General features: G+C 58.8%; 22 protein-coding genes and 1 tRNA gene. 22 read left to right on the plus strand and 1 reads right to left on the minus strand.

The genetic code is table 11. The annotated features are described in order from the left end of the window. Positions 1-134: 134 nt before the first annotated feature. The 18 genes from E2A64_RS10210 (at position 135) to E2A64_RS10310 (ending at position 18256) form a co-directional block, all read left to right on the plus strand. Positions 135-1733 (plus strand): DNA cytosine methyltransferase, encoded by a 1599-nt coding sequence (locus E2A64_RS10210; protein WP_244598243.1) that lies wholly within the window; start codon positions 135-137, stop codon positions 1731-1733. Then, positions 1730-4036 carry a bifunctional DNA primase/polymerase gene (locus E2A64_RS10215; protein WP_133284404.1) on the plus strand — a complete coding sequence of 769 codons (2307 nt, stop codon included), beginning with the start codon at positions 1730-1732 and terminating at the stop codon, positions 4034-4036. The genes E2A64_RS10210 and E2A64_RS10215 overlap by 4 nt, the downstream gene beginning before the upstream one ends. Positions 4037-4849: 813 nt before the next feature. Next, positions 4850-5074 carry a hypothetical protein gene (locus E2A64_RS10220; RefSeq protein ID WP_133284405.1) on the plus strand — a complete coding sequence of 75 codons (225 nt, stop codon included), beginning with the start codon at positions 4850-4852 and terminating at the stop codon, positions 5072-5074. 22 nt (positions 5075-5096) lie between these two features. After that, a complete protein-coding gene (locus tag E2A64_RS10225) occupies positions 5097-5402 on the plus strand; it encodes a hypothetical protein (RefSeq protein ID WP_133284406.1) in 306 nt (101 codons plus the stop codon). Between the two features lie 654 nt (positions 5403-6056). Then, positions 6057-6611: a PDDEXK family nuclease gene (locus tag E2A64_RS10235; RefSeq protein WP_244598244.1), complete on the plus strand. Its 555-nt coding sequence runs from the start codon at positions 6057-6059 to the stop codon at positions 6609-6611. Positions 6612-6675: 64 nt separating this feature from the next. Beyond that, a complete protein-coding gene (locus tag E2A64_RS10240; RefSeq protein WP_133284407.1) occupies positions 6676-7398 on the plus strand; it encodes a hypothetical protein in 723 nt (240 codons plus the stop codon). Between the two features lie 548 nt (positions 7399-7946). Continuing rightward, positions 7947-8022: transfer RNA gene (locus E2A64_RS10245), tRNA-Met, on the plus strand. A 1094-nt stretch (positions 8023-9116) separates the two neighbouring features. Further along, positions 9117-9512, plus strand: coding sequence for a hypothetical protein (locus E2A64_RS10255; RefSeq protein ID WP_133284409.1), 396 nt, complete (start codon positions 9117-9119; stop codon positions 9510-9512). Positions 9513-9600: 88 nt separating this feature from the next. After that, the gene (locus E2A64_RS10260) at positions 9601-11391 is read left to right on the plus strand and encodes a terminase large subunit (RefSeq protein WP_244598245.1); all 1791 of its coding nucleotides are present in this window, start codon (positions 9601-9603) and stop codon (positions 11389-11391) included. Then, positions 11391-12647 (plus strand): phage portal protein, encoded by a 1257-nt coding sequence (locus tag E2A64_RS10265; protein WP_133284411.1) that lies wholly within the window; start codon positions 11391-11393, stop codon positions 12645-12647. The genes E2A64_RS10260 and E2A64_RS10265 overlap by 1 nt, the downstream gene beginning before the upstream one ends. Then, the gene (locus E2A64_RS10270; RefSeq protein WP_133284412.1) at positions 12644-13276 is read left to right on the plus strand and encodes an HK97 family phage prohead protease; all 633 of its coding nucleotides are present in this window, start codon (positions 12644-12646) and stop codon (positions 13274-13276) included. The genes E2A64_RS10265 and E2A64_RS10270 overlap by 4 nt, the downstream gene beginning before the upstream one ends. 99 nt (positions 13277-13375) lie before the next feature. Next, positions 13376-14650 (plus strand): phage major capsid protein, encoded by a 1275-nt coding sequence (locus tag E2A64_RS10275; protein WP_133284413.1) that lies wholly within the window; start codon positions 13376-13378, stop codon positions 14648-14650. A gap of 114 nt (positions 14651-14764) precedes the next feature. Further along, positions 14765-15493 (plus strand): GIY-YIG nuclease family protein, encoded by a 729-nt coding sequence (locus E2A64_RS10280; RefSeq protein WP_133284414.1) that lies wholly within the window; start codon positions 14765-14767, stop codon positions 15491-15493. 12 nt (positions 15494-15505) lie between these two features. After that, a complete protein-coding gene (locus tag E2A64_RS10285) occupies positions 15506-15709 on the plus strand; it encodes a hypothetical protein (RefSeq protein ID WP_133284415.1) in 204 nt (67 codons plus the stop codon). A gap of 193 nt (positions 15710-15902) precedes the next feature. Next, entirely contained in the window at positions 15903-16436 is a 534-nt protein-coding gene (locus E2A64_RS10295) for a head-tail connector protein (protein WP_133284417.1), read from the plus strand. Positions 16437-16439: 3 nt separating this feature from the next. After that, on the plus strand, positions 16440-17447 hold the full coding sequence (locus E2A64_RS10300; RefSeq protein ID WP_133284418.1) for a hypothetical protein: 1008 nt from the start codon (positions 16440-16442) through the stop codon (positions 17445-17447). 26 nt (positions 17448-17473) lie between these two features. Next, entirely contained in the window at positions 17474-17890 is a 417-nt protein-coding gene (locus E2A64_RS10305; protein WP_133284419.1) for a hypothetical protein, read from the plus strand. 45 nt (positions 17891-17935) lie between these two features. Continuing rightward, the gene (locus tag E2A64_RS10310; RefSeq protein WP_244598283.1) at positions 17936-18256 is read left to right on the plus strand and encodes a head-tail adaptor protein; all 321 of its coding nucleotides are present in this window, start codon (positions 17936-17938) and stop codon (positions 18254-18256) included. Here E2A64_RS10310 and E2A64_RS10315 read toward each other — a convergent pair. Beyond that, the gene (locus E2A64_RS10315) at positions 18253-18603 is read right to left on the minus strand and encodes a hypothetical protein (protein WP_133284421.1); all 351 of its coding nucleotides are present in this window, start codon (positions 18601-18603) and stop codon (positions 18253-18255) included. The two genes, E2A64_RS10310 and E2A64_RS10315, sit on opposite strands and share 4 nt — an antisense overlap. Between E2A64_RS10315 and E2A64_RS10320 the strand changes: the two genes are divergently transcribed. The 4 genes from E2A64_RS10320 (at position 18602) to E2A64_RS10335 (ending at position 20553) form a co-directional block, all read left to right on the plus strand. Next, positions 18602-19045: an HK97-gp10 family putative phage morphogenesis protein gene (locus E2A64_RS10320; protein WP_133284422.1), complete on the plus strand. Its 444-nt coding sequence runs from the start codon at positions 18602-18604 to the stop codon at positions 19043-19045. The genes E2A64_RS10315 and E2A64_RS10320 overlap by 2 nt on opposite strands. Continuing rightward, positions 19042-19446, plus strand: coding sequence for a DUF3168 domain-containing protein (locus E2A64_RS10325; protein ID WP_133284423.1), 405 nt, complete (start codon positions 19042-19044; stop codon positions 19444-19446). Before E2A64_RS10320 ends, E2A64_RS10325 begins: the two co-directional genes overlap by 4 nt. A gap of 247 nt (positions 19447-19693) precedes the next feature. Beyond that, the gene (locus E2A64_RS10330) at positions 19694-20155 is read left to right on the plus strand and encodes a phage tail tube protein (protein ID WP_133284424.1); all 462 of its coding nucleotides are present in this window, start codon (positions 19694-19696) and stop codon (positions 20153-20155) included. Then, entirely contained in the window at positions 20155-20553 is a 399-nt protein-coding gene (locus E2A64_RS10335; protein ID WP_133284425.1) for a gene transfer agent family protein, read from the plus strand. Before E2A64_RS10330 ends, E2A64_RS10335 begins: the two co-directional genes overlap by 1 nt. Positions 20554-20575 lie beyond the last annotated feature (22 nt).

Genomic DNA, 20575 nt, shown 5'->3' on the forward strand with positions numbered 1-20575 from the left:
GACAGCTACGTGACAAACCATAACGGCCAGCAATGCCCGAGATGTCGCGGCACGGACAAAGCGCAGTATCTCTACGAAGGCTTCTGCACCGGGGACCGACTGCGCTGCGTTCGATGCGATAGGGAGTGGTGGAATTGAAAACCTACGCCATTCAAGAGCGGGCAGTTTCCGAAAACCCCGACGCCGGACCGCAGGGCAAGGGCTGGCAAGAAGATATAGCGTTTACGCTGGAAGCGAGGAACAAGGTGCAGGCAATCGTTACGGATAAGGCGGCGGGCTCGCGACCCGCAGCTACTCCAGCAGCAGACAACGACAACAAACGGCCTCTGCGCTTTCTTTCGGTGTGCAGCGGTATAGAGGCCGCCTCGGTCGCATGGAATCCGCTCGGCTGGAAGGCGGTAGCCTTTTCGGAAATCGAAAAGTTCCCGTCTGCGGTTCTTGCGCACCGCTACCCCGACGTACCGAACCTTGGCGACTTTACCAAAATCGACGCCTCCAAGTTGGGACGCATAGATATTCTCTGTGGTGGAACTCCCTGCCAGGCATTTAGCGTTGCGGGTCTTCGTAATTCCATGGGCGACGCCCGCGGTAATCTTTCACTCGAATTTGTAAGGTTGGCCCATGAGCTTTCAGACGGCAATGGACTTCGAAACGTCGTTTGGGAAAACGTCGTCGGATCCCTCAGCACAAAAGACAATTTCTTCGGATGTTTCCTGGCAGGAATTGTCGGAGCAGATGATCCCCTGCATACTCCAGACGGGAAGGCATGGCCAAACGCGGGCATGGTTGCCGGGCCACTCGGAAGGGCGGCATGGCGGGTTCTCGACGCACAATATTTCGGCCTGGCCCAACGACGCCGCCGTGTCGTCCTTGTCGCAGATTTTGGAAACGGGGCCGATCCCGCAGCGGTTCTTTTTGAGCGCAAAAGCGTGCACGGGAATTCTCCGCCGAGCCGAGAAGCGGGGGAAAAGCCTGCCCCCACAATTAGCGCGCGCACTAAGGGCGGCGGCGGACTCGGAACAGACTTTGAGCTAGATGGCGGCCTGATACATGCCCCCGAAATAGCGCGTTGCGACGCAACGCGCGAAGGCTCGAGCCAGGACTACGAATCGACGACCATGGTGGCCGTCTCCGTCACCGGAACGACAAGCCACAGCCTTACGGCTGAAGGCGCGGACGCGAGCGAAGACGGGACGGGGCGCGGGACTCCTGTTATTGCTTTCAATACGCGCCAAGACCAGATCCATGAAAGCGAATGCGCACAGCCCCTTGGGGCTAAGGACAACGGCAACGGTATTTTGACTCCCGCCATCACCGTCGCCATTCGCGGCAGAGAGGGCGGCGCAACAGCGGAGCTAGGCGGACCTATTGCCACGGCGTTGCGCGCCAGTCAGGGCGGCGGCGACAAACCGCATGTGTTGGCTGCGTTGGCCGTAGATTGCTACAATGGCGCGATTGACGGCGATACCACGCTCACACTCCGAAAAGGAAATGGAAACGAACTAGGCGGAGTGCCGGCCACTCTAGTGCACTCCGCCGTCCGCCGCCTGACGCCCGTCGAGTGCGAGCGCCTTATGGAATTTCCGGACGATTACACGAACATCCCGTGGCGCGGCAAGCCGACCAGCCCCGACGGCCCGCGCTACAAGGCGCTTGGCAATTCTTGGGCGGTTCCGAAATTCGCATGGGTTGGCGCCCGCATCGCAAAGTTTATGCCGCAGGAATCTAAATGACCATAGACACCCAAAAACAGCTTGCGCTCTCCTACGCCGCGCAAGGAATTCCGGTCTTCCCGTGTCGGCAGGGAGACGAAGACAGCGGCGACGTGGATCCGGAAACCGGCGAAGTTCTGTTTCTAAAGGCGAAGACGCCGCGGACATCGAATGGCTTCAAGGGAGCTTCCGCGCGAGAATACATCATCAACACGTTTTGGGATCGCTACCCGAATTCCATGGTTGGAATACCGACTGGCGAGCAAATCGGCGCATGGGTTCTTGATGTTGACGTACACAAGGACGATGACGGCAACGTCATCAATGGCTACGAAACGCTCGAGGCGCTTTGTGAAAAGCACGGAGACATGCCAGACACGGCGCGCGCCACGACGGCTGGCGGAGGCATGCACTATTACTTCAAGCATGTCCCTGGCGTCCGTAACCGCGGCGCATTAGGTCCGGGCATCGACGTCCGCTCAAGTGGCGGCTATGTCATTGCACCAGGCAGCGTCACCGCCGACGGCCGCGAATACACCTGGGTCGACCACGACGGCGAAGGATTTCCGCCGATCGCCAATGCGCCGGAATGGCTTCTGTCGCTCGTCCTCCCGCAGCAGCCGCAGGGCACAACGCCGTACACCCACACCTCGACCACCCAAAACAACACCTATGTCGAGCGCGCCGTTCATGACGAGCTGGACGCCCTTGCCGCAACAGCGCAAGGCGGGCGCGGGGAAGCCGTCAACCGCTCGGCGTTCTCGCTTGGCACGATCGTCGGGGCAGGGGCGCTAAGCCGCAACGAAGCCGAAGCCGGCTTGCTGGCTGCGGCGCGCTCAAACGGCGTCGTGGCGAAAGACGGCGAGCGCGAGATCAAAGCCAAGATCCGCCGCGGTCTTGATGCCGGCATTAAGCAGCCGCGCGATATCCCGGCGCCGGAGTTCGAAGACGACGGCACGCAGCCAGTCGATTTTTCCGGCATGCTCAAGCCAAGGGCAGCCGAGAACGCGCCGACGGTCGAAGAGCTCGACGACGCAGCTGAATACCGCTTGTCGGTTGTCGACGACATCGAAAACCTGACCTTCCCTGGCGGGCTCGTCGAAGACCTGATCGACTGGATTGTCTCGAGCGCCGAACAGCCGAGTCGCACGCTTGCGCTTGCCGCCGTCTTGCCGCTTGTCGGGGCGTTGATGGGCGCACGCTATTCGACAGGCACGCGCGACACGCGTCCGAACATATACACGGTGTCGCTTGCCGAATCCGGCTTCGGCAAGGAACACGCGCGATCGCAGATCAAGCGGCTGTTCATGGCTGACCAGGACGTGCTTGCGAAATACAGCGGCCCGGCGCGCATCATGTCGGCTTCGGCGTTGCGCGAAGTGCTTGAGCACCACCCGTATGTCAACTGCCAGATCGACGAGTTCGGCGGGTTCGTGCGGTCAATCACAGACCGCAACGCGGGCGGGCACCAGCAAGCAATATCGACGGACCTGCGCGATTACTATTCGGCGAGCTCGACGTTCTTCGAGGGAGCTGCCTACCGCGGCTCGCCGCCGAAGCGGATTTACAACCCTGTGCTTTGCATCCACGGCACGTCGACGCCGGACCAGTTCTGGAATGCGCTCTCGAGCGCCAGCGCCGAAGACGGGCTGTTGCCGCGGCTTATCCTGTTTTGCGTCAATGGCGACGAGCCTGAAGCGGTTGTGCCGTCACGCAAGATCGACGACGTGCCGGAGGACTTGCTTTTGCGCATGTCGGCAGTTGCGGGCGTCAACGTCGTGGCGGCGCGTATGGGAAACATGCCGCAAATGCCGCCGGGCAAGGCCGTGGTCAAGCCGAACGTCGTGCCGTGGACGCACGACGCGCTTGTGACGTTCGAGAGCATCAAGCGGGCTGTAAAGCAGCAAGAGGCCATGCACCAACCGGAGCACAGGCCGTTCGTGCGCCGTATTATCGAGAACGCGATCAAGCTGGCGCTGATCGTTGCTGTAGGCGAGGACTCTTATTCGCCCGTTGTAACCGAGGCCAATATCGAATGGGCGGCCGCGCTGTCTTGGACGTGTGCCGCGTCGATGCTCGAGCAGGTTTCGGAGCGGCTTTCCGACAACCAGCGCGAGGCGAATTACAAGCGCATCGCGTCGTTGGTGCGGGGAGCGGGCAAGAAGGGCATTACTGTCGGGCAGCTTTCCAGCCGCGTCAAGCAAATCGACGCGCGACAGCGCGAGGAGCTGATCAGGGATTTGATGGAGGCGGGCAAGGTGCTCATTGCGCCACAGAAACCGACAGGGCGCCCGTCCAGGCGGCTGGTTTGGGCGACGGCTTAGGGGCAACAGAAAAGGAGGGCTGAGGCCCTCTTTTTTTGTTCTTGTCTTTTTGGTGTTTGACAAATTTGTAAAGCGTGCGATAAATGGTCATCAACAAAGGAGAGACGGACATGGAATTTGTATCTGTGATATTGCTGGTGTGGATTCACGGGTCGCAGCCCGTGAGAATCGATGTCCCCGACATGCCTACGTGTGAGAGTATTTCCGCGCAGATATCGGATGGCAACACTAGCGGCAGCTACCTTCACACGCGTTGCGTTGGTGTTCCAGGCTAGCGTACCGCAGGGCAGACACCGATCCGCCCCAAAAACACAACCCGCTTCGGCGGGTTTTTCTTTGCCTGCGACACAACAAAGACACGGTTTCGCCATAATTCAGTATATTAGGGTCTTCTGTTTATCAACATCCGGCGTGTATAAACTCGTTGATAAAGTCCGCCTAAAATTTACAAACTCGGATCGGCGCAGAGTTTATACACGTTTATAAATCTCCGAAATTGATAAACTATTGCCAAATTATCTAATGAATTCAATATAATAGTATAGTTTATTAGTTTATATATCGTATTGAGTAGTTATAGAAATTTGACGCGTATATAGGGGGTATAGAAGGACCCCCATTGATAAATGCATAAACTATTTTTCTGACCATCTGGTAAAAAATCAGAATGTGGCAGGAATTCCGTTTGTGCGGCTTGACAAATTTGTAAAGTTAATGCTAGTGTGCGGGGAGTGGATGAAACAGGGGCGGTCGCTTGGTGTCACCCAACCCGCCCCGAGCAATCCCGCTCCGCTGGCCTGAGAGGATAGAGAGATGAGCAATCTTTGGTGGCTGCAACCAGGATGGACGGATGCGCGGTGCCCTTGTGGGGCGAACATCTACGCGAGCGGCGGTGATCCCGATTGGGGGTACTGCCAAGAATGCTTCACCGCAGAGATGGAGCGCGAGGAGTACGAGAAGCAGCAGTACGAGGAGGAACAGCGGCACCTCGAAGAACTCGCGATGGAAGAACATTTCCGCCGCCATCCACACGGCTAACCACCCGAGAGGGAGAGAACATATGTCTGAATTGAATAAACTGGAATTCGTCCGCAAGTTTATCGCATCGGAGTACCGGGACCCTTCATCTGAGCCTAACGGCGAATGGCTGGCGAAAGAAGCCAGAGAACCCTACGCAGCGTTATGCGATGTGATCGCCGCCACCCGCCCCACACAGGATGGGGTGAAGGTGGCCGATGCGCTTGAAGCGTGCGATTGGTCGGGCTGCTCGATAGGCAATAAGGCCATCCTCAAATCTGCCGCCCAGCTTCTCCGCGCCACCCTCGACCCGTCCCCAGCCCTCGCCAAGCACAAGGGGGGCAAGTGAATGACCTGCCCCCGATACGGCTCCTGCAAGCCGTCCAATTGCGAGTGCGCAAAGCCGTTCCCGGTTCACGTTGGCCAGCACCTTGCCGAAGAACAGGCGCGCACTCAGGCGGCAATGACCATCTGGCCTGTCTGGTGCTTCATCATCCTCGGGTTTGCCCTGATCGGACTGGGAATTGCCCTGGATCATGCGGACAGGAAGTTCGCGCAAATCGAAATCGAAAGGAGAGTATGATGGGCTATCAGTGCTACGAGCACAACGGTCGGGACCAAGGATATGGCGTCCCCGCAATCTGCGATCATCCGGGATGCAACGAACGCATTCACAGGGGTGTGTCTTACGCTTGTGGTGGCGACCCGATGGAGAATTGCGGGCTATTCTTCTGCGGAAAGCACAGGGCTAATTACCCGGACGACGCCAGCCTAGGCGTTTGTGAGCGGTGCGCCATCCCCGCCAGACCGTTCAAACGAAAGCCCGACATTCCAGAGTGGACCGACTGGAAACTCAATGACCCAAGTTGGGCAGAGTGGCGCGCTGCCAACCCGGAATGGGTCAAATCCGCCCGCGCCTCCCGCAATGGGGGCGAGGAATGAACCGCCGACAACGCGTATTCGCGGCATTCGTCAAGCGCGATTGGGGCTCTGGTCGCGCGACATGGAGGCGGGCAAGCCCGCGCGACTCTGGCCGCAGAGCGATGCGTCGCATCAGCAACCGCGCCAGCAAGGCGGCGTGGTTTTCCGGCGATCTGGCTCGGTGCTATTGATGACCACCCAAACCACCCGCATCGACGGCAGGCGCGTCAAGATCACCACCAGGAACGGCAAGACCATGATCGCTCCAGCCGACCCGCTCGAGTGGGAACTGCAGGCGGCACAGGTCAGGCGCCTAAAGGCCATGCCGGAATACGGCAAGCGTTTTCTGATCGCCGGCGACATGAACGCGGGCAAGCGGAAAGCCACGGCGCAAGCGCAGGCGGTCGCCACCGGCATGGCGCCAGGCGAGCCGGACTTGCGCGTTTATCTGCCGCAAGGGCGAATTGGCCTGATCGAAAACAAGGTCGGATCCGCGCCGTTAACGGCAAGCCAGAAAGAGCGGCATCCATCGCTTGCGAAGCTAGGGCATCCCGTCACGGTCATTCGTGCCAAGACCGAAGAAGATGCCGCGGACCAGGCGGAGGCTGCCGTTCGAGAGTGGCTTTCGGCATCTTGACAAATTTGTAAAACATGCGCCTTATAGGTCAAGCTACCAACGCCACATCACCCGCAGGGCAAGCATGACCAAGACACTCCTCACTTTGACGACGGATCAGGAATCGATCTCCGCGCAAGTCGCAAAGCTTTCGCCGGAGGCAAGGCGCCTGCGCAAAGCCATCGGCAAGAGGCAGGCGATCGGCAAGGAATGGGACGGCGCTGCGAATGACAACGCGGCGATTGCGTGGCCGCTGGCTCGAGCGCTTGCCACGGAAGGCAATATCGACCTGCTCAAATACGCGATGATGTATCGACGCATTTACGACAGCGCCAAGTCTGACGCGAAGCTGGGCGGTAGCAGTGTGTCGATTGAAGACGAGTTCAGTTACGACCAATACTACGCGAAGGCGGGGAGCGGCGAACTGCAAATGCGCGATAACGGGGATCTTGTGCGGAAATATTCCCGCAAATCCAATGCCTCAAGTGTTGATATCCCTGCACGAAGGAATGGTTCGGACTCTTCGTCTGGTTATGGCGGAGTTCCGAAGCCGTGGACGGGCGACCGCGCAGTAAACGACATGATCGACAATAAAGCGCGGTTGGCGCAACTGCAGCGCGTACTTGGCCACCTGTGCGAGCCGTTTGAGTTGGCCTGCATTGATGGGGCGACACTGCAAGCGGTCGGTAACTCGGTCGGCATTGCGAACAGGGCGGGGTCGATGGGTGCGGGCCGGGCGCTCGTGCACACGGCGCTTGTCACGCTTCGTGACTGCATGGGCAAGGTGACGCGGGCAGATCTAGAATAGGTTATAACTAAAGTAGCCTCCCGGCGTGGGAGGGGTAAGGGTTCACGGAACAACCCAAACAGTTCGGCAACGTCGCACCGCCTTTGCGGGCATTCATGACGGCCGACCCTGCGGCAGCGCGGGGTAACTATCAGAGATGCCGCGGCCCGGTGACGGTGTCCGTCAGGCGCGGATAAGCGGGTATGCCGCGCACCACTGACCAGCCCGACTACCCGATTGGGGCGGTCCATCTCTGAACTAATTGCGTGACGAGCCGGCGGGCATAAACGCACAGCCAATCGGCGCAGAGGTCCGTGGTAGGGCGCCGACCGTGTATTCACCTTGCTTATTGCGGGTGGCGGAAAGGATTGAGGCCAGCGCGTTGTCGCTGTGCCGTCGTCACGCAAGCTTATCCACCGCTGGCGCCGTGCTCTCCTGCGGCTGCCTCCGGTGTAGCCGGGCCTCCCGCCAAGGCGGTTGAAGTGCCCGGCAAGGTTTGGACGGCTATCCTGCCAGGGGTCGCGACCTTGGCGCATTGCAGCGTGTGACGTATGCCCGTCCGATTTTATTGCAGGTTGGAGAAGTGGCTATCTCGACTGGCTCATAACCAGTATGTCGCCGGTTCGAGTCCGGCACCTGCAACCAAATACCCACCTGCCGCTTGTCGGCAGGCTCAAGGCGCTAGTGCCTTGCTTATTCGCCGGCTTAGCTCAGATGGTAGAGCAGCCTGGCTTCGGCCAGCAGTGACGTGGGCTCGATGTCTGCAGCCTGCTTCATGATACCTGGAAGTCAACCCTCAAGTGGGCGTTTTATGTTCTACACCATATACAAAACAACTAATATGGTGAATGGAAAAACTTATATAGGCAAGCACGCGACACTCGATCTTGATGACGGATACTTAGGTTCCGGGAAGATTCTTCGCCGTGCTGTGGCGAGGTATGGTGTTTCGTCGTTCGAAAAGGAAATACTCTTCATCTTTGAAACGGAGGAAGAGATGAATTCCAAATGGATAACGGACGGCGTCTCAAACAAAAAAGATAAAAGATATAACTGAGATGCCTGCAGGATTTAGGCGTGGGAGAGCAATGAAGTCACGCCTAGCTAGTGTTGCCTAGTCTCGTAAGCTTGAGGCTCCTCTAGAGTGACCAAGTGCGTCGGTCCATCACCATGAAACACCCAAGCGCCGAATGGAAGCACCTATACGACACAGCCAAATGGAAGCGACTGCGCAAGGCGCAGCTATCGTTATTCCCGCTGTGTGAATGGTGCCTCGAGCGCGAGGAAGTGACCGAGGCGACCGAGGTGCACCACAAGGTGCCGCACAAAGGCGACCTGGACTTGTTCTGGGGCGGGCCGTTTGTCTCTACCTGTAAGCCGTGTCATTCGAGCCGCGGTAAGCTAGAGGACCACGGCAAGACGGTCGTCCGGTTCGACGTCGATGGGTGGCCTATTTAGGCATAATCAGAATTGTTGCAAATATGCAACATGTGACTTTTATGCAACTGTTGTATATTTGCAACACTTCTTTGGCGACATCTGTTAGAAAATTTTTCCGAGTATTGCGACATCTGTTAGAAAATTTTTCCGAGTATGGGGGCACCTGTTAGAAAATTTTTCCGAGTATGGGGAGGGGTGGGGAAAAACTCGACGGCTTAAAAATCCCTACGAACGCCCGCCCCCAAAAGCGCGCAAAAAACCAATTCAGATTATGACCAGAATTAGGCGAGGCGATTTTAATGGCCAGACCAAGGACGCCGTCCGCCAAAGCCAAGATAACTGGTCAGGATGTAACGCACAAGCCGCGATTTGAATCGCGCAACGAGCCGGACGTAGAGGCGCCTTTGGGCGATCCGCCGGCATGGGTGCAAGACACCGAAAAAAACAAGGCGCGGGAAGCTTGGCATACGCTGAGCGCTGAAATCCCGTGGCTGAACAGTTCGCATCGGACGCTTGTCGCGATGGCCTCGAGCATCTTGGGGAGAATGATCGCAGGTCAGGAGTGCGGCGTGCAGGCTTTGAACCTTTTGCGTCAGACACTCGGACAGATGGGGGCGACGCCGGCAGACGCAAGTAAGGTGGGGGCTCCGACAGGTGGTAAAGAAGTCGACCCGGCCGAAAAGTATTTCCAATAGAGCGGATCCAGTCACCGCATACGCGCAAAGCGTAGTTTCAGGGGAGACGGTAGCTGGCCCGCACGTTCGCAACGCATGCCGTCGGCACTTGGCGGACCTTGAGCACGGCCACAAGCGTGGCCTGATCTGGGACGTCGCTGCAGTCGATCGGTTTATCGGCTATTGCCGTGACGTGCTTCGTCTGAATGGCGGGCAGTTTGAGGGCGTGCCATTTCATCTGCAGCCGAGCCAGGCATTTATTGCCGGCTCGATTTTCGGGTGGAAGCGCACCAACGAAGACGGCAAGGTCGTCCGCCGGTTTCGCCGCGCCTATATCGAGCAGGCGAAGGGACAGGGCAAGTCGCCATTTGCTGGCGCAGTCGGTCTTTATTGCATGACTTCGGACGGCGAGTCCGCGGCTGAAATCTACGCGGCCGGCAAGGATAAGGCGCAGGCGTTCGTCCTGTTCCGCGATTCCGTCGCGATGTACGCGCAGTCTCCTGCACTCAAGGCGCGGCTTACGCCGTCCGGCGGGGAGGGAAACGTCTGGAATCTGGCGGACCTGAAGTCGCGTTCGTTCTTTCGTCCGATATCGCGCGAGCAGGCGCACAGCGGGCCGCGCCCTTACGTGGCGCTTGTCGATGAGTTGCACGAACATCCGACCAGCCACACGATCGAAATGCTCGAGCGTGGCTTCAAGTTTCGCGACCAGCCGCTTTTGCTAATGATCACGAATTCGGGCAGCGACCGCAATTCGGTTTGTTGGGTAGAACACCAGTGGGCCGTCAAAGTGGCCGCTGGCACGGAAACGCCGGACGAGGATTTCACCTACGTCGGCGACGTCATCGGCTCGAGCGACGAAACGTTCAGCTATGTGTGCGCGCTCGACAAGAACGACGACCCGTTCACGGATCCGTCCTGCTGGGTGAAGGCAAATCCGCTTCTCGGCGTGACGCTGAAGTTCGAATACATCGAGGGCGTTGTCGCGCAGGCGCGGGACATACCGTCGAAGCGAAATAACATTCTTCGGCTGCATTTTTGCGTCTGGACGGAAAGCGACACGAACTGGATTCCGCGGCCGATCATTGACGCGGTCATGGAAGACTATGACCCATATGAGGTCCACAAGGGCGCGCGCATCAAGGCCGCCGGGTTGGACTTGTCTGGTGCCAAGGATTTGACCGCCGCGGCGTTCGTCGTCGAGACGGGCACAAAGCGCGTTACGCGTGCCGACGGCACGGAAGCCGACCTACCGACATACGACGCGTGGATTGAGGCGTTTACGCCGCTCGACACGATCGACGAGCGTTCGAAGGTCGACCACGTCCCTTACCGGACGTGGTTGGAGGCTGGCTATATCAACGCACCTCCTGGTGCGCGCGTTCGCTACGACCATGTCGCAGCGTTGTTTGCGCGCCTGAATGCGGAGCACGGAATCGATGTGCTGGCATATGACAACTACGCCTATGACAAGTTCGCTCAAGAACTGGACGAATACGGCGTCGAGTTGCGCACGGTTAGCCACCCGCAGGGCGGCAAGCGTCGCGCCAAGCCAAGCCAAGAGGCGATCGACGCGGCGAAGGCCGCCGGCGAACCTGCTCCGCTGGGGATGTGGATGCCGGGAAGTGTCGCGGCGCTCGAGACGTTGATCCTTGAGGGGCGAATTCGCTTCCGCAAGTCGCCGGTCCTGCTTAGCGCGCTGATGGGTGTCGCGATCGAAACCGACCCGCTTATGGGCAACCAGTGGTTTTCGAAAGCCAAGTCGACAATCCGCATCGACCCTGCCGTGGCGATGGCAATGGCGGTTGGTGCTGCGGTTGAGGGCGTGCCGGCTGTCAAAGTCGTTTCTTCGCCGTGGGATGATCCGGAATTCAGCCTAGAACAATATGGAGCCAGTTGATGTGGCCATTTACACGTTCGGCCGCAGCTAAGGTCGAAAACAGGGCTGACGTGGTCTCGGTAAGCGACCCGGAGTTCCTTGCTTTTTTCGGCGTCAACGGCGCAACGCTGCCGACTGTAACGGTCGATAGCGCGCTAACCGTTCCGGCTGTGCAGGCTGCGGTTGCGTTTCTGTCGCGCACGATGGCGACACTTCCGCTGCACGCGTACAGGACGACCGATACAGGCGCCAAGAAGCTTGGCGGCAAAATAGGCATGGTCGTGCACGACGCGCCGAACGACAATCAGGACAGTTTTAAATTCCGGCAGTATTTCTGGCAGCAGGTTTTTACCGGCGGACGGGGGCTGGCCTGGATCGAGCGCGCACCGCAGGGGGTCGAGGCACTTTGGCCGATGGATCCGACGAAGACGGTCATCAAGCGAAGCGGCCTGAAGGTCACATACGAGTACGGAAACCAGGTCTATGACGCGGCCGATGTGATCGACGTCCCGTATATGCTGAAGCCTGACGGCTTGGGACATTATGGGCCCGTCAATCTGGCCGCTAAGGCGATTCAACTTGCCTTGTCGATGAACGACTACGGCAGCAACTTCTTTGCGGGTGGTGGCGTGCCGCCGCTGGCGTTGACCGGCCCTCTTCCGGCTGGCGACGAGGCGCTGAAGCGCGCTAAAGCTGAAATCAAGCGTGCGATCGACTCCGCCAAGCAGAAAGGCGAGCCGGTCTTTCCGATTCCTGCTGGCTACACCTTGGCGCCTGTCGGGCTTGACCCGGCAAAGGGTCAAATGATTGAGGCGCGGCGCTTCCAAGTCGAAGAAATTGCTCGAGCGTGGCAGTTGCCGCCGGTTTTCTTGCAGGATCTAACGCGCGCAACGTTTTCGAACGCCGAACAGCAGGATCTTCACCTAGTCAAGCACCTGATCGGGCAGTGGGCAAAGGCTTTTGAGGGCGAATGCAACCTGAAAATGTTCGGGCGCACCACTCGATCGCGCTACGTCGAGCACAATCTTGATGGACTGCTGCGGGGTGACTTTGTGAGCCGCATGAACGGTTACGCTCAGGCGATTCAGAACTCCATACGCACGCCGGACGAGGTTCGTCAGCTCGAGAATCTGCCAGCAATGGGCGAAGACGCTGCAAAACTGCACATTCAAGGCGCAACGGTGCCACTTGGGTCGCAGAACATGGGGGCGCAGGAAAATCCAGCGACCCCACCAGCTAACGACAATACTAACCAGGATGGGGCGGCTGCCGCATGACCAATTTTGAAAAACGCGGCGGCGACCTTGGTGTCGAGGTTCGGGCCGACTCCGAAAAGCGCACCCTGACGGGGTACGCCGTGGTGTGGAACAGCGACACGACGATCGGCGACTATTTCGTCGAGAGAATCGCGCCAAATGCCTTCACGAAGGCACTTCGCGGGGATGTTCTGGCCTTTTTTAACCACGATTCCGGGCGCGTTCTCGGGCGCACCAAGTCCGGAACGCTGCGGCTTAGCGAAGACAGCCGCGGCCTGAAGGTTGAAATCGACGTGCCGGACACAAGCGACGGTAACGACCTTTGGAAGCTGGTTGAGCGCGGCGACATCAATGGAATGTCCTTCTCTTTCCGAGCCACAAAGCAGGAATGGGACGACACCGGCGACATGCCGCACCGAACCGTGATCGAAGCTGAACTCTACGAGGTAACGGCGACACCGATCCCAGCGTATCCGGATACCAGTCTGGCGATGCGCTCGCTTGAATCAGTGCGCGCCGAAGCGGAAGAAGAGCGCGAGTCCGCCGACAAGGCGAAGCGCGAAAACGCACTGGCAGCGCGCCGCCGCATTGCGGAACGGGAAGCGCGCCAGGAGCAAGCAATTCGAGGCATCCGGACGGACGCTTCGTAGTCACCCGCTAACGCGGAGGGCACGGACTCCGTCCTGCCATTCACCCACACAGACCGACCTAGCCCGCTCAAAGGCGGGCTTTTTTTATGGGAAATGCACATGTCTCTCAAGGAACTGACTGAAAAGCAGAATGGGCTCGTTGCGCAGGCGCGCGAAGCCCTCGACGAAATCAAGTCGAACACCGACGAAGCCCGCTCGGCCGAACTCGAATCCCGCCACGACGCAATCATGGCTGAGTTCGACGCCGTCGGCAAAAAGATCGAACGCGAGCGCAAGCAGGCTGAAATTGAAGCCCGCGCAGCCGAACTCGAGGCCGAAGATCGCGCCAAGAAGCGCCCCGGCGCATCCGACAAGGATGAGACCCGCGGCGCTGACGAAGGCGACAAGCCGGAATACCGCAAGACCTTCTACAAGTATCTTGCGTCCGGTGCCAACCTCGACGAACTGTCCGGCGAAGAGCGCTCGGTTCTCCGCGCCGGCGTCGCTAAGGATGGCGAGCAGCGCGCGCAGACCACCAGCGCAACCGCCGGCGGTTACACCGTGCCGATCGAACTGGCGAACCAGATCATCAAGTCGATGGCCGCTTGGGGTCCGATGTACGATGAAAACATCTGCACGACCATCACCACCTCGTCCGGCAATGCGATCACCATTCCGACCGTGAACGACGTCGCTACCGCGGTCGTCAAGCACACGGAAGGCACCGCACTTACCGATGACGGCGGTTCGGACGCAACCTTCGGCCAGAAGCAGCTCGATGCTTATGTCTTCGACACCGAGTGGATCAAGTTCTCGTTCGAACTGGCGCAGGATTCCATCTTCAACATGGAAGCCCTGCTCGGCGAACTGCTTGGCGAACGCCTCGGCCGCCGCGCCAACGTCGAGCTGACTACCGGCGACGGCACTGGCGACCCGAACGGCATCGTCACTGCTTCGAGCCTCGGCAAGACAGCCGCTGCTGTTGCTGCTATCACGTTCGACGAGATCATCGATCTCTACCACTCGGTTGACCCGGCTTACCGCATGTCGCCGAAGGCTCGTTTCATGTTCAATGATTCGACCCTGGCAGCGGTTCGCAAGCTCAAGGATGGTGACGGCAATTACATCTGGTCGATGGGCGACGTTCGCCGCGGCGAAGAGGGCACCATCCTCGGCAAGCCATACTCGATCAACCAGGCTATGGCATCGCTGGCTACCGGCAACAAGACCATGCTCTTCGGTGACTTCGGCAAGTATTTCGTCCGCAAGGTCGGATCGCCGGTTATCGGTGTGAAGCGCGAGTCCTATTGGCCGGATCTCGGCATCGCCGGCTACATTCGCCTTGACGGCGAGCTTGGCGATACCGCCGCGGTCAAGCATCTCGTGCAAGCCTAGTAGCTAGGCGCTACGGCGCCTATATGTGTTGTGTTCGGCTAGGGTAGCTCCCGAAAAGCGGTCATCCATCCGCCTGCCGAACGCTACATTTGGATAGTGAGAGGGATACTCGCAATGGAGCAACAGCAAAAAAGCTGGGTTGTTTACACTCTTTCTGACAGTAGAAATCAACAAGCCATCCGATACGTCGGGATAACCGCAGACGCGGCCAAGCGCATCAGGGAACATAGGAGGCCTAGGGCGTCCGATGTATCCCGCCGAGCGAAGTGGTTGCGGAGCGTTGTCAGGGCGGGAGGGCAGGTTTTTATGTCTGTGTCGTCTGTGGTTAATTCGTCTGAGGCCGCAGAAGCGGAGGAAATTCGGCTTATTGCCGAGCTTTTGGCCAGCGGGGCCGATCTTGTCAATGGGACTGCTGGCGGCGGCGGGCTGCTAAATCCGACAGCGGAAGTGCGTGATCGCATATCAAAGGCATCCCGCGCGACTAGAACTCCGGCGTTTCGGGCGCGTCTTTCCAAGATTATGTCTGCTAAAGTCACAACTGAAAGTATGGCGGCACTGTCTTTATCTATCGCTGCCGGGAAATCTTCTCCGGAGGCCAAGATTCGCGATAAAGTCGCAAAGCGGATGAAGCCGCCGCTATCCAATAATGCCGGTCCGTATAAGGGTGTTTCGCTCTACAAGGCAAGTGGCAAGTGGGGCGGACGCATCAAACTAAACGGCGTTCAAAGGCACCTTGGCATATTCCCCACACCCGAAGCCGCTGCGCGCGCATACGACCAAGCGGCTTACGCTGCTTGGGGAAAAGACTGTTACCTTAACTTCCCGGCTGATCTGGCCGCATAGGAGAATTACTCGATGAGCTACACGACCAAGACTTACAAAGACAGCGGCGGCGATCGACAGGTCGTTGCCGTGGGCGGATCCGTGAAGTGGGGCGATACCACCTTCACGATTGACGCGGATGGCGACATCGTCGTCACTGGCATTCCGACCGCCGACCCTTCCAAGGCAGGCGCGCTTTATAGCAATTCTGGCGTGCTGACGATCAGCGCGGGCTAAATGCTTATCAAAATGACAGTCGGGCTTTCCGGGGTTGAGTACTCGCTCAACCCCGGAGACGAGCGCGACTTCCCGCAGGATGAGGCGATACGCCTTATTGAAGCGGGTTACGCCGCACCTGTTGCGGAGAGAAAAGTTGAAAAAGCGGTGAAGGCGCCAGCGCCGGAGCGCCGCGTCAAGCGGGGCGGCAAGAATGTGGTATCAGCCAACGGTAACGGTCCCGGCGACCGAGCCCATTAGCGTTGCGGACGCGAAAAAGCACCTTTTCGTCCTGCATGGCGACGACGACGATTACATCGGTGATCTGATCGAGGCCGCACGCGACCATGCGGAGAAATACTGCGGCGCCAGGTTCGCCGAACAGACCGTCGAAGTCAAAAGCGACGATTGGAAAGACCTTGAGCGCATGCCGGTCCTTCCTGTCGCGTCTATCACGTCGATCGGGTACGTCGACACGGAAGGCGCGACGCAGACAGTCGCGACATCGGTCTACGAGCTTCGCGGCGACGGAATTGCGCTCAAACTGAATCAGGTTTGGCCGACAAAGCAGGAGAAGAGCCTGATTACGGTTACGTCCGTTGTGGGCTTTGAGACGTGCCCGACTTCGGTTCGCCACGCGATGCTTTTGTGGATTGGCGACGCATACGAGATGCGCGGATCCAGCGAGCAAAAGCCATTCACCACTATCGACGCACTTCTGGCGAACAGCCGATATTATCAGGGATAAACCATGGCCGACGTGGAGTACGATGTAGCCGGCGGCGCCAAGCGTCGCATGGAAGACATGGGCGACGGCACGCATGCGGAGCTTATCGTTAATGGCGGATGCAAGTCTGCAGTAAATTCCACGGGCACGCCTCTTGTCGGTGATGGCGCCTTCATAGGCGAGTGGGAAGTAAGTAATTTTGAGCATGCGTGCGTAAATGTCATAAGCGACCAAGAAGCGACGCTTTATGTCGACTTCGGAATTCTGAAAGATGGCGTTGACCCGGATGGCGACATTGCCGATGAGGATCTGGTCATCACATTGGCGGCACCACGCACGATATACGCCGGCGTTCCTTATTTCCGCCCGCTCGTGAAGATGCCGGGGCGCGCTATTCGTGTGCGTCTCGTTAACGGATCGACGCCACAGACTTCCCTGGCCCTCCTTACATCCTTCGGGAACAACCTGTTTCCTGCGTCCGCTTCTGATGACAACGAGATGCTTGTCACCGTCACGGAGCGAGAGAGAAACGCGCTTGTCGCGTTTGCCAAGCAAGATGTTGCTGCAGACGGCCACGGTATTCTGATCGATATATCGGACACCGCAAATTTTCCGCACGACCGAACAGGCAGAATTGACCTTACGGCCACATATTTCCAAGTCGATCGGGCGACTAACTCCACGGGGTCTGTTCGGCTTGGTGTCATAACGCGCGTCGACGGCACGAGTGCAGACGTGACGTATGTGCAGGGCGTTCGCTTTGACAAGTCGAATGAGCAGCATATCGAGCGAGACAGAAACTATTCGCCGTCACAGATCAAGCTTGGTGTCGTTGACGGCGTAGCCAATCGCGTCAAGGGCGTGAACGCGACAGGAATAACAGCGATCAATACTGGTGCCAGCCTAGAAAGCCCAAACGGCGCCGCAAGCGTGGTGCCGGGAGTCGGCGATGTCGTTTTGAGTTGGACGCGTGCAGCCGCAAACTACGACTTTAGCATTTCCGCATTTTACCACAGCGAAGCTTCGGCCTAGCGCATAGATAATTACCGGAGAATATCATGGCCGACCTTACAATCACCGCGGCGAACGTCGTCAGCGGCGCGAATGCGAAAATCACTCACGGAACAGCAGGCGAGACCATCACGGCAGGGCAGGTCGTTTACCTCGACTCCACCACGACTGGCCGATGGCTGCTTGCCGACACGGACTCGGCCACGGCCGCTGTTCGCGCGCCTGGCGGCATCGCGCTAAACGGCGCCAGCGACGGGCAGCCGCTTGCCGTGCAGGAGAGCGGGCAGATTACAATCGGCGCGACTATTGCAGCAGGCGTCGCCTATTATTTGTCGGGGACCGCAGGTGCAATTTGCCCTGTGGCAGATGTTGCTTCCGGCGATTACCCGGCAATCATCGGCATCGGCCTTTCGACCAGCGTTCTTGACATCAAGATCGTCGCGCCGAACGTCCAGCTTGCCTAATAGACTTGGAGGTTCGGCGTGAAGCATAAACCACTGCACGAGTTGGTGGCGTTCGACGAGCCACCCTCGGTTCCGGACGGCTATGGCGGCACAGTCAACGGCTGGTCTGAGCGATTTCGTGCGCGCGCGTCTTATATGAGGCTGCGCGGCGGAGAAACCGTCATGGCTGGCCGCCTAGCCGGCAAGCAGCCGACCGTCATCACTATCCGCGAACACGCAAAGGCGGCGAACGTCGACGGAACCTGGCGCGCTCGAGATGTGAGGACTGGCGAGGTGTTCAACATCCGCTCCGTCGTGCTCAGTGACGACAGGCGACACCGCGAACTGACTGCGGAAAGCGGTGTGGCGATCGGGACGGCGGGCTAGAACAGCGTCAGATTGCTCGACGACCAACTCTTGCCGGCTGCATCGGCGGACACGTCGACCATGTAGCGCGTGCGAATTTGCGCGCCGAAGCCGTTTTGCGCGTCGACGTAGCCGTGAACCGTGAACCGGCAGTTACCCTGCTTTGAGACCATTACGCCATCGTCTGACATGTACGGGAATTCTGCCGTCGACGGCGCCTTGAGCGCGCGGCGCACGAATTTCTGCGACATGACGAACGCGGTCGTGTCGCTGCAGTTGCTGGATTTGCTTCCGGGCTTATCGCTTCCGCCGCTGTAGGCGGTAATGACGATGACAAGAAGCGCCGGCAGAAAGAAGAACTTGCGCATGGCTATTCAGGGTCTCGACAGATTAAAGCGAAAGTTGACCGTAACAATTCCTGACGCAGTTCGCAAGGCGGCGCGAGCTTCGCTTGAAAAAGGTGCGAACGAGATCGTCACGATGATGCGTGCGCTTGTGCCTCGCGACACAGGCGCACTAGCGGCTAGCATCGGGTGGACGTGGGGAGACGCGCCTAAAGGCGCGCTGACGCTTGGCACGGTCAAAAACCCTCGAGAGGGCGACGAGTACATTACGATTTTCGCTGGCACGCGGGACAAGTCGCTTGGCGCGGCAGACGCCTATTACGTCGGTTTTGTCGAATTCGGCACCAAGCACGCCAAGCCATACCCATTCTTCTACCCCTCATATCGCGCCCTCAAGAAGCGGGTGAAATCGCGCAACACGCGCGAAATCAACAAGGCGCTTAAGTCCGCAGGGATCAAGAAATGAGCGCATCAGAAGAGCTGCAAAAACTAATCTACGACAGGCTTGTCGCGGATCCAAACGTGCATGCGGAAATCGCAGGCCGCATATACGATAGGACGCCGCAAAATGTCGTGCACCCTTACGCCAGTTTCGGGCCTGCCGATCAGGTCGAGGACGACGACGAGTGCGTTACGGGCTTTGTCGAGACGCTGCAGATTGACGTCTGGTCGCAATACCAGGGCGGCAAGCGAGAGGCGAAGCGGATAGCCGACGCAATCCGCAAATCTCTGCACGAATACGCAGGCGAGCTAACCGAAAACGCGCTTTTCGAAATGCGCGTTTTGACAGTGCGACACCTCGACGACCCGGACGGCATCACAAGCCATTCGATCGTCACGGTGGAGTCGCGCGTGGAGACTGCTTGATGGCTTGGGCTATATTCACAAAGTCTTACGACCACGATTTTCGCCCGGCGTCAGCCGTTTGCCAGCACTACCCGGCAAGCGATGCGCCAGTGCAAGTGACGCGCGCCGTTTTGGCCGCGGCAAAGAAGGCTGGTTGCGCGAAAGAAGCGCGGACAGCCAAAGACGGCGACGAGCCGGATAACGGGGCGTAATGCCCAACACCAAAAGGGCCGACCAAGCCCGCCCCACCACATTCGGAGAATAAAGCATGGCACGCGCCGTTACAGCTAAGTACGAGGAGCTTATCCTCGAGGTCGAATTCACGCCGTCTTCCGGCACCTATACGCCCGTCTGCGGTGTCACCGACGTCAGCGTTACCCGCCAGTCGAACGTCGACGAAACCGAAATCCCGGATTGCGACGACGAGAGCCTGCCGATGGCGATCGAGCGCGCCGTGCGTTCGCAGACTGTCACGATTTCAGGCTCCGGCGTTTGGGCGCTTTCCAGCCACGAAAAAATGCTCGACTGGTGGTATTCCGGCTCGACGCTTTCCACCCGCCTGCGCAACGCCAAGGCCGCTGCGGACGGCGTTGCTGCCGACACCACTATCGAAGAAGGTCCGGCGCTTCTGGTGACGCTCAACAACAGCCGCACCAAGGGCCAGAAGGTGACTTCTGAAATCGAACTTCAGTTCGACGGCGTGCCGACCAGGACCGCTAAGGGTTCCTAATGAAATTCACGACGACTTGGGCCGGCGGGGAGCATGAATTCTCCCTGCCGTTCGGCCAGTTGCGCGCCGTTCAAGACAAATGCGACGCGGGTCCGGCGTACATCTTGGGGCGACTTTCGAGCGGTCAATGGCGCGTCGACGATGTTGTCGAGGTTATCCGTCACGGACTACTCGGGGCCGAAGCCGAGCGCGAAAAAGTCAACCGACTTGTGAAGCTTCACGTCGAGGGTCGCCCGCTGATGGAATCCGTTCCACTGGCGACGGCGATCCTCATGTCGGCGCTCTATGGCGTGGATGACGATCCAGTGGGGGAGGACCAAGCGGGGGCGGAGACGCCAGCCCACTCCCGCGAGGACGATGGAAGTTCTCCGCCTTCTACGGAGCTGGCGCAGCCGTAGGCTTCACGCCTCGCGAAGTCGA

Origin of the sequence: Pseudohoeflea suaedae, from assembly GCF_004354915.1 — a bacterium.
GTDB classification, from domain to species: Bacteria; Pseudomonadota; Alphaproteobacteria; order Rhizobiales; family Rhizobiaceae; genus Pseudohoeflea; species Pseudohoeflea suaedae.